The sequence below is a fragment of the Dietzia sp. DQ12-76 genome (assembly GCF_014145045.1).
Lineage (GTDB): Bacteria > Actinomycetota > Actinomycetes > Mycobacteriales > Mycobacteriaceae > Dietzia.
Genome location: NZ_JAALDV010000189.1, coordinates 1 through 8,469, shown reverse-complemented (window position 1 = coordinate 8,469; position 8,469 = coordinate 1). Strand labels below are relative to the sequence as shown.

Genomic DNA, 8,469 nt, shown 5'->3' with positions numbered 1-8,469 from the left:
TTGTACCCCTGGGAGTACATGGCGATGTACTTGCCCAGGTGACGGTTCCACATCACGGAGAGCTCGCTGGCCGGGCGTGGCAGCACCGGCGCGGCGTCCGACGGATCGTCCACCCACTCCGCGCCGTCCCAGTACCGGTAAGCGGCGGGGTCGAGGACGCCCGCGGCCGGAGGTGCCCCGCCGGCTGCGTCGAGGTCCTCCGCAGACGGTGACCCGGCGAGCGGGACGCGGGCGAGGATCGCTGAGCCCTGCCGACCCGACGGCGTGAGGTACTCGTACAGGTGGGTGTCGGTGGTGAGATACGAGCTCATCTGCGAGTCCCGCCAGACAGGGTCCACCGGGGGTGCGCCGTCGCCGACCGGGACCGCGGAGGTGATCGGCCGTGCCAGAGCGGGCACGACGGTCCAGTTCTCGCCGTTGTCCGTCGAATAGGCCAACCCCGAGTAGTTGGTGGTCCACGACCCCGGTTGGCCCCAGTGGGCGACCGACATGAAGCGCAGATACTGGACCCCCTCGATCGCGATTCCCGCGGTCGGGATAATCGTGACCTCCCCGGGAAGTCCCGAACGGGGAACGATGGACTTGGCCAGGCCGTCGGGACCGGTGGCCGCGGAGTCGATGGACAGCCCGTCGCCGAGGTCGGTGTCACCGGACCGGAACAGGACGTTCGACCGCCACTGGCTCCCGGGGAGGGTGCAGTCACCCATGGTGTCGCCGAACGCCATGAGGATCTCCGGATCGGTGGCGTGTCCGTTGTCCCACATGATCCCGAGATCGGTCCCGGTCACCCCGTAGCGGCTGACGGTGTCGGCGGGACCTGTGGGGCCGGTGACCAGCTGGAGGAATTGCGTCGGGCCGCGGAGGACGGGGACTGTGCCCTCCTCCCCGGTGATCCACGGCGGCATGCCGTACACGGATCCGGTGACCGTGTCGAGGGAGCCGGACAGGCCGTTGCCCAGGGACCCGGTCTCGAGCTGCTGGACGAGCGACCCGGAGCGGTCGGCCGACCCCAGGGCCCGCGAGGCGGACCCGAGGGGCCCGGTCGACCCCGATCCGGGTGGTCCCAGCGAACCCCCGCCCATCCCGGCACCGGTCTGGTTCTCCAGCAGGGAACCGAAGTTGCCGAACATGACGCTGCACGGCCCGGCCGTGGCGGTGCCCGACCCGGTGACGGCGATCGCGGCGACGGAGGCCGCGACCGCAGCAAGTGCGGTCGCGGCCAGCCGCTGGAGTGCCCGGCTCATCTCAGGATCTCGGGATCGGACGCCGCTCGACGAGCACGGTCTCGCCTGTCTCGGCGGGGTCCGGGGTGTCGGTGGTCCAGCTGTTGTCCGCGACGCGCATGCGGGAGTCGGCGGCCGGGAGGGTCCGTGGGGGGATCAGATCGAGGTCGGTCCGCATGAGGAAGACGTTGTAGGCGTCCCAGGTGGACATGGTGAAGTACAGGTCGGATCCCACCGTCTCGACCGCCGGACTCCACGGGTGGACGAACGCACCGTAGAGGGTGGGCACGTGCCGGTAGGACAGCAGGATGTCCTCCCCGGACCACGGACCCTCGGGCCTCGCGGCCTGCCGCATCACGATGTCGTTGTTCCCGTTGGTGTACAGGGCGATGAACCGACCCAGTCGAGCACTCCAGGAGACGGACAGTTCACTCACACGGGGGTGCATCACCGCCGCGGCGGAGCGGTGGTCGCGGCCCCAGCCGGCACCGGTCCAGAACTCGTAGGCCGACATGGTCCTGATCGACCGCTCCGGCACGCGGGCGAGGGTCACGGCGCCGTTGCGGCCCGACGGGGTCAGGTACTCGTAGACGAAGCCGTCGTGCTTGAGGAACGCGCTCATCTGGCCGGCGGTGTGGGTGGTGAACGGGGCGCCGAGATCCGACGGTATGAGGCGAGCGCTGCCGGTCCCGGTCCGGGCGGTGCCCGCCACCGGGGTCCAGTTCTCCCCGTTGTCCCTTGATTCGGCGAGCGCGGAGTAGTTGGTCACCCACTCACCGGGGGCGCCCCAGCTGGCGACCGACATGTACCGCAGGTACTGCGTACCGGCGACCTCCACACCCGCGGTCGGGATGACGGTCACCTCGCCCGGCAGATTCGAGCGGGGAAGGATGGACTTGGCCAGACCGCTGCGCTCCATCGGAGCGTTGTCGACCCGCATCCCGTTGGACAGGATCCGGTCGGACGAGCGGAACAGGATGTTGCTGCGCCACTGGGTGCCGGGGAGGCTGCAGTCGCCCATCGTGTCCCCGAGCGCCATGAGCACCTGGGGGTTCGAGGCGTCCCCGTTCTTCCACATGATTCCCAGGTCGGTTCCTGAGATGCCGAACCGTTCGACCGTCCGGTTGGGACTCGTGGGCCCCGTGAGCAGTTCCACCGTCGTCGTGCGTCCCTGGAGGACGGGGATGTAGCCACTGGCCCCGTTCGCCCAGGGGGTGGCCGGTGCGTCGGTCGGCATGGCGGCGGATCCGGAGAGGGAACCGGAGCCGAGTCCGGTCCCGCCGGTCGGGGGCCACGGGTCACACGGCGCCGCGGACGCGACCGGGGGCAGTGCCGTCAGCGCCGTGAGCGCGCCGATCGCGAGAGCGACGACGGTACCCGCCGCGAGGGGTGCCCGCGCCCGACGGGACAGGTGGGGACGACGACGAGGTGTGCTGCGGGACACGGATTCTCCAGACGAGGGGACGAGATGAGGGGAGTCTGTGTGCAGAGTAATGGCAACCCGGGATGCGGGGGCTCTTTCGTCGAGAGGCGGGTGTCGGTGTCGACTCGTAAGCTTGCGGTATGGCTTTCGCGACCGAGATCCCCGACGACGGGATCCCCGCAGACCCGACCGTCCTGTCCTATTCCGAGTTCCGTCCCATCGGGGATGTCGAGCGGTCCACCGGCAGGTTCGAAGTGGTCAGCGAGTTCACCCCGTCCGGGGACCAGCCGACGGCGATCGCCGAGCTCACCGAGCGCCTGGGGCGAGGCGAGCGGGACGTCGTGCTGCTCGGCGCCACCGGTACCGGTAAGTCCGCCACGACGGCCTGGCTCATCGAGCAGGTCCAGCGACCGACCCTCGTCATGGCCCCCAACAAGACCCTCGCCGCGCAGTTGGCCAACGAACTGAGGGAGATGCTCCCCAACAACGCTGTCGAGTACTTCGTCTCCTACTACGACTACTACCAACCCGAGGCGTACATCGCCCAGACGGACACCTTCATCGAGAAGGACTCGTCCATCAACGACGACGTCGAGCGGCTCAGGCACTCCGCGACGTCGTCACTGCTCTCGCGACGCGACGTCGTCGTGGTCAGTTCGGTCTCGTGCATCTACGGTCTCGGCACGCCACAGTCCTACCTGGACAGGTCCGTCTCGTTGGCGGTGGGTCAGGAGGTCGAGCGTGACCGGCTGCTGCGACTGCTGGTGGACGTGCAGTACGAGCGCAACGACGTCTCGATGACGCGGGGCACGTTCCGTGCCAAGGGGGACACCGTCGACATCATCCCCACCTATGAGGAACTCGCCGTGCGTATCGAGTTCTTCGGTGACGAGATCGACGCGCTCTACTACATCCACCCGTTGACCGGCGATGTCGTGCGGAAGGTCGACGAGGTGCGGATCTTCCCGGCGACGCATTACGTCGCCGGGCCCGAGCGGATGGCCAAGGCCATCGCCTCGATCGAGGAGGAGCTGGAGGCCCGGTTGGCGGAGCTGGAGAACCAGGGCAAGCTCCTGGAGGCGCAACGCCTGCGAATGCGCACCTCGTACGACATCGAGATGATGCAGCAGGTCGGGTTCTGCTCCGGGATCGAGAACTATTCGCGACACATCGACGGTCGCGCGGCGGGAAGCGCTCCGGCGACGCTGATCGACTACTTCCCCGAGGACTTCCTCACCGTCATCGACGAGTCCCACGTGACCGTCCCGCAGATCGGTGCGATGTTCGAGGGCGACGCCTCCCGCAAGCGCAACCTCGTGGACTTCGGCTTCAGGCTCCCCTCGGCGCTCGACAACCGTCCGCTCACGTGGGAGGAGTTCTCCGACCGGGTCGGCCAGACGGTGTACCTCTCCGCAACCCCCGGGACGTACGAGATGGGACGCACCGGGGGCGAGTTCGTCGAGCAGGTCATCCGGCCCACCGGTCTGGTGGACCCGAAGATCGTGGTCAAGCCCACGAAGGGGCAGATCGACGATCTCCTCGGAGAGATCCGCGCCCGTGCGGAGCGCGACGAGCGGGTCCTGGTGACCACCCTGACCAAGAAGATGTCCGAGGACCTCACCGACTATCTGCTGGAGCTCGGAGTGCGTGTGCGCTATCTGCACTCGGAGATCGACACCCTGCAGCGGGTGGAGCTGCTCCGGGACCTGCGCCGTGGCGAGTTCGACGTCCTGGTGGGCATCAACCTGCTCCGCGAGGGGCTGGACCTGCCCGAGGTCTCCCTGGTGGCGATCCTCGACGCCGACAAGCAGGGCTTCCTCCGTTCGAGCACCTCGCTCATCCAGACCATCGGCCGCGCGGCCCGTAACGTCTCCGGCGAGGTCCACATGTACGCGGACTCCGTCACCGAAGCGATGAGTCAGGCCATCGAGGAGACCGACCGTCGGCGTGAGAAGCAGGTCGCATACAACACCGAGCACGGTATCGACCCCCAGCCACTGCGGAGAAAGATCGCCGACATCCTCGACAGGGTCGGGGAGGAGGGCGGCGGGGAGTCCTCCCCCGACCCGCGGGACCGGCCCGAACTCGTGGGGGCACGGGCGGCGGGCGATTCGGCGCGGCCGCGTGCGGAACTCGAGAAGCTCATCGGGGAGATGACCGAGCAGATGATGTCGGCGGCCACGGACCTCCGGTTCGAGTTGGCGGGTCGGCTCCGCGACGAGATCGCCGAGTTGCGCAAGGAGCTCAAGGGGATGCGCGAGGCCGGAGTCGACTGACCCGTCACTGTGACGTCGCGCGCCTACCGGGCACGGCGCGGGCCTCCGCGCACTACGCTGGGGAGCACGTGTTGCCGACGAGAGGAAGACAATTGAGCGCCTACAACAAGGTGGTCGTGGGAACGGACGGCTCGGAGTCGTCCTACCGGGCGGTCGATCGTGCCGCGGCGCTGGCCGCCGACGAGTCCGCGACTCTCGTGATCGCCTGCGCCTACGTGCCCGCCGACCCGCGGTCGGTCAGCCAGGCCGCGGATCAGCTGGGCGACGACGCCTATCAGATCCGCGGTGACAATCCCGCCGAGGACATCGTCCGGACCGCGAGAGACAGGGCGGCCGCCGCCGGGGCGTCCACCATCGAGGCGCGCACCGTCAAGGGGGCGCCCGTCGAATCGCTCATCAAGTTGGCCAACGAGGTGGAGGCGGATCTGCTCGTTGTGGGCAACAAGGGGCTGAACTCGCTGACCGGTCGACTCCTGGGTTCGGTGCCCGCCGACGCTGCCCGTCGGGCGGTGTGCGACGTCCTCATCGTGCACACGACCTGAGTACACGGATCACCCGAGCCGGACCGGCCGGTGGTCAGCCGCAGAGGTGGGCCCGGCTGGCGTCGATGAGGGCCCGGCCGACCGCGGTGGTGTCGCGGTCGGCGTCCTGGGCGGCGATCGCGCTGGTGAGTGGCCGGAGGTGATCCAGGATCGTCTCGGTATCGGCCCCGTCGGAGATGCTCCGGCAGATGCCCAGGCCGACCTCGACCGTGGTGGCCGCGGTCATCTCCGTGGGTAGTCCTGAGGCGGCGAGTTGATCGAGGAACTCCTGCTCGCTGCCGTTCCTGGCGGGTCCACTCGCGGTTCCGGCGGGCTGCCCGTCGGCGGCGTCGGCACCCTGCCCCACGGTGTCCGCGCGCACGGTCCGGTCGGTGGTGTCCTCCCCGGCGGCGCATCCGGTGCTCACCGCCAGGACGGCACACACGACCGTGGCGACCGAGAGTCGTGCAATGGCGTTGATGCTCATGCGGTGAGCTCCTCGGGACCGTCCGTGACCGACTCCCGGATCAGTGAGAGCAACGGGCCGAACCGTCCGGGCTGGACGAGGACCAGTTCCTGGGTGGCGCGGGTGGCCCCCACGTAGAGGTCCTGGAGTCCCTGCGGGGACCGTCCGAGGACCCGTTCCGGATCCACCACCACCACCACGTCGAACTCGAGCCCCTTGGCCAGCGACAGCGGGAGGACCGAGGTGTCGGGGCGTGCCTCGGCGACGGCGCGCCTGAGGTCGGCGATCTCGCGGGGGTGCTCCTCCTCGGGTCCGTCGGGCAGCAGTACGGCCACGGCGCGGTCCTGCGGGACGACGGAGACCTCATCGGCCACGACCCGGCCCAGCGACCGTGCCTCGGTCTCGAGCCATGCGACCGGACGGTGGCCCGCGCGTACCGGGCGCGGTGAGGTCGCTCGCGGGTCGATCTGCGCGAGTAGTCGCCCCGCCACCGCGGACACGGTCTCCGGGGTGCGGTAGTTGACGGTGAGCTCGCAGAGGACCCAGCGGTCGTCGACGTAGGGCGACAGCGCGTCGTGCCATGAGTCGATGCCCGCCGGGCTCGAGGTCTGGGCGACGTCCCCGACGAGCGTCATCCACCGGTTGGGGGAGCGGCGCATCAACGCGCGCCACGCCATGACGGACAGTTCCTGTGCCTCGTCGACGATCACGTGACCGAACGCCCAGGTCCGATCCGCGCCGGCGCGATCCGCGACGGTGAGGTCCGAGTCCGCGCTGTGCCTTCTGGCGAGGGCTTCGGCATCGACCACGTCATACGCCATGAGGACTTCCGGGTCGAGGTCGTCCTCGATGTCCTGGACCGCCGACCCGGTGAGGATCTCGAGGGCCTCCTCGGCCTGCCGGACCTGTTCGGCCCAGGCCCGGTCCGCGTCGCTGCCCTCCGCCGCCGGGTCCTCGCCCAGCAGCTCGGCGAGCTCGTCGAGGAGCGGTACGTCCGCCACCGAGAAGGCACCACCGTCCTCACGGAAGAGGGCTGCCTGGTCCTCGGCCACATAATCACCGGCAGCCTCGGAGATGCGCTCGCGGCTGGAGAGCAGGTCGGCCAACAGACTCTCCGGACGCAGGGTGGGCCACCACTCGTCGATCGCGGCGAGGACCTCCGGCGCACGTTCCACCTCGGCGCGCAGCGCCGCCCTGTCATCCGAGTCCAGCAGCGGGCGGGCCGGATCCCCGAGGTCCCCGACCCCACCCTCCCCGGGGGACCAGGCGGCGTCCTCCGCCTGCCCGACCGGGTCGGTGAGCACGGCAACGTACTGCTCGGTGAGTGCGTCGACGATCTTGGTCAGGAAGGTGGATCGCGCCTGGTTGTGGGGACGTCGCGTCATCCTGGCCCGGCCGCGGGCAGCGCGCACCACCGCTGGTGTGAGGACCAGGGCATGGCCCTCGCACCGCACCACCACGTCCGAAGTCGGGGCGAGTTGCCGGGCGCGGACCGCGACCTTGAGGATGTCGACCATGTCGGCGGACCCCTTGACCTCCTCGCCGCGGAGCGTTTCGTGACCGGTGGCCCGGACCCCGGGGAACAGGTCCGCGAGCGTGCGCAGGACGACGCCCGACTCCCCGAGCGACGGCAGGACCCGCGCGATGTAGTCGAGGAATCGCGCGTTCGGACCCACGATGAGGACGCCACTGCGATCAAGCCTGCGGCGGTGCGTGTAGAGGAGGTAGGCCGCACGGTGAAGGGCCACGGCGGTTTTGCCCGTACCCGGCCCACCCTGGACCACCAGCACCCCGGCGTGCGGGTTGCGGATGATCTCGTCCTGCTCTCGTTGGATGGTCGCGACGATGTCGGTCATGTGGGCGGACCGCGCGCTGTCCAGGGCCTCGAGCAGCGCGGATTCCCCCACGACGTCGTCGTGGTTCTCAGGTATCTCCCCGTCGGCCGGGGCCGTGAGGAATTCGTCGTGCACCCCGATGACCCTCCGCCCGATCGTGCGCAGGTGCCGGCGACGGTGTGCGCCCTCTGGACGGGCGGTGGTGGCCAGGTAGAACGGGCGGCTGTGGTCCGCCCGCCAGTCCAGTAGGAGCGGGGTGAGGTCCTCGTCGTCGTCCCTCAGCCCCACGCGGCCGATCCGTCGGACCTCCCCGTCGGCCATGTCCAGCCGTCCGAAGTACAGGCCCAGATTGGCGGCGTTGTACGCCGCCAGTTCCGCCGAATAGAGCCGCGCGAACGATTCTCTCTCAGACCTCGCCTGTGGCGTGCCCCCCGTACCCCGGAGGACGGCGTCGAGGCGGGCCCGGGTGTCGGACCGCAGTTCCTCGAGACGGTCGAGGAGACGACCGAGGTGGCGCTGCTCCTCGTCGACGGCGTCGGACTCCGTCATGCGCGCTCCTCTCGAGGGTGTGGACCGGGCGGCGGTCGCGTCGGACTGCACGGTGCGGGACAACCAGGCTACCGGGTGTCGGGCGGGTGCTCCGACGCAGACGACCCCGCCGGTCAGGGCGGGGTCGTCGGCAACCGGCGGGCAGCGCCGGGTGGGGCGGTCCGTCAGGGTCGGAT

The 8,469-nt window shown here is 69.7% G+C and carries 6 protein-coding genes; 2 read left to right on the top strand and 4 right to left on the bottom strand.

Annotated elements, in window-relative coordinates; genetic code table 11:
* Together G6019_RS07740 and G6019_RS07735 are read right to left on the bottom strand one after the other, a co-directional pair.
* A partial coding sequence (locus G6019_RS07740; protein ID WP_182627340.1) for a DUF4185 domain-containing protein occupies positions 1 to 1,244 on the bottom strand: 1,244 nt, incomplete at its 3' end.
* A 1-nt stretch (position 1,245) separates the two neighbouring features.
* On the bottom strand, positions 1,246 to 2,667 hold the full coding sequence (locus tag G6019_RS07735; protein ID WP_182627338.1) for a DUF4185 domain-containing protein: 1,422 nt from the start codon (positions 2,665 to 2,667) through the stop codon (positions 1,246 to 1,248).
* Between the two features lie 119 nt (positions 2,668 to 2,786).
* On the opposite strand from G6019_RS07735, the gene uvrB reads away from it, so the two are divergent.
* Together uvrB and G6019_RS07725 are read left to right on the top strand one after the other, a co-directional pair.
* A complete protein-coding gene (gene uvrB / locus G6019_RS07730) occupies positions 2,787 to 4,922 on the top strand; it encodes an excinuclease ABC subunit UvrB (protein ID WP_107756332.1) in 2,136 nt (711 codons plus the stop codon).
* Positions 4,923 to 5,014: 92 nt separating this feature from the next.
* On the top strand, positions 5,015 to 5,464 hold the full coding sequence (locus G6019_RS07725; RefSeq protein WP_107756333.1) for a universal stress protein: 450 nt from the start codon (positions 5,015 to 5,017) through the stop codon (positions 5,462 to 5,464).
* Positions 5,465 to 5,498: 34 nt separating this feature from the next.
* Here the strand turns inward: G6019_RS07725 and G6019_RS07720 are convergent, their stop codons facing one another.
* Positions 5,499 to 5,930: a DUF732 domain-containing protein gene (locus G6019_RS07720; RefSeq protein ID WP_182613166.1), complete on the bottom strand. Its 432-nt coding sequence runs from the start codon at positions 5,928 to 5,930 to the stop codon at positions 5,499 to 5,501.
* Positions 5,927 to 8,293: a HelD family protein gene (locus G6019_RS07715; RefSeq protein ID WP_182613165.1), complete on the bottom strand. Its 2,367-nt coding sequence runs from the start codon at positions 8,291 to 8,293 to the stop codon at positions 5,927 to 5,929. The genes G6019_RS07720 and G6019_RS07715 overlap by 4 nt, the downstream gene beginning before the upstream one ends.
* Positions 8,294 to 8,469 lie beyond the last annotated feature (176 nt).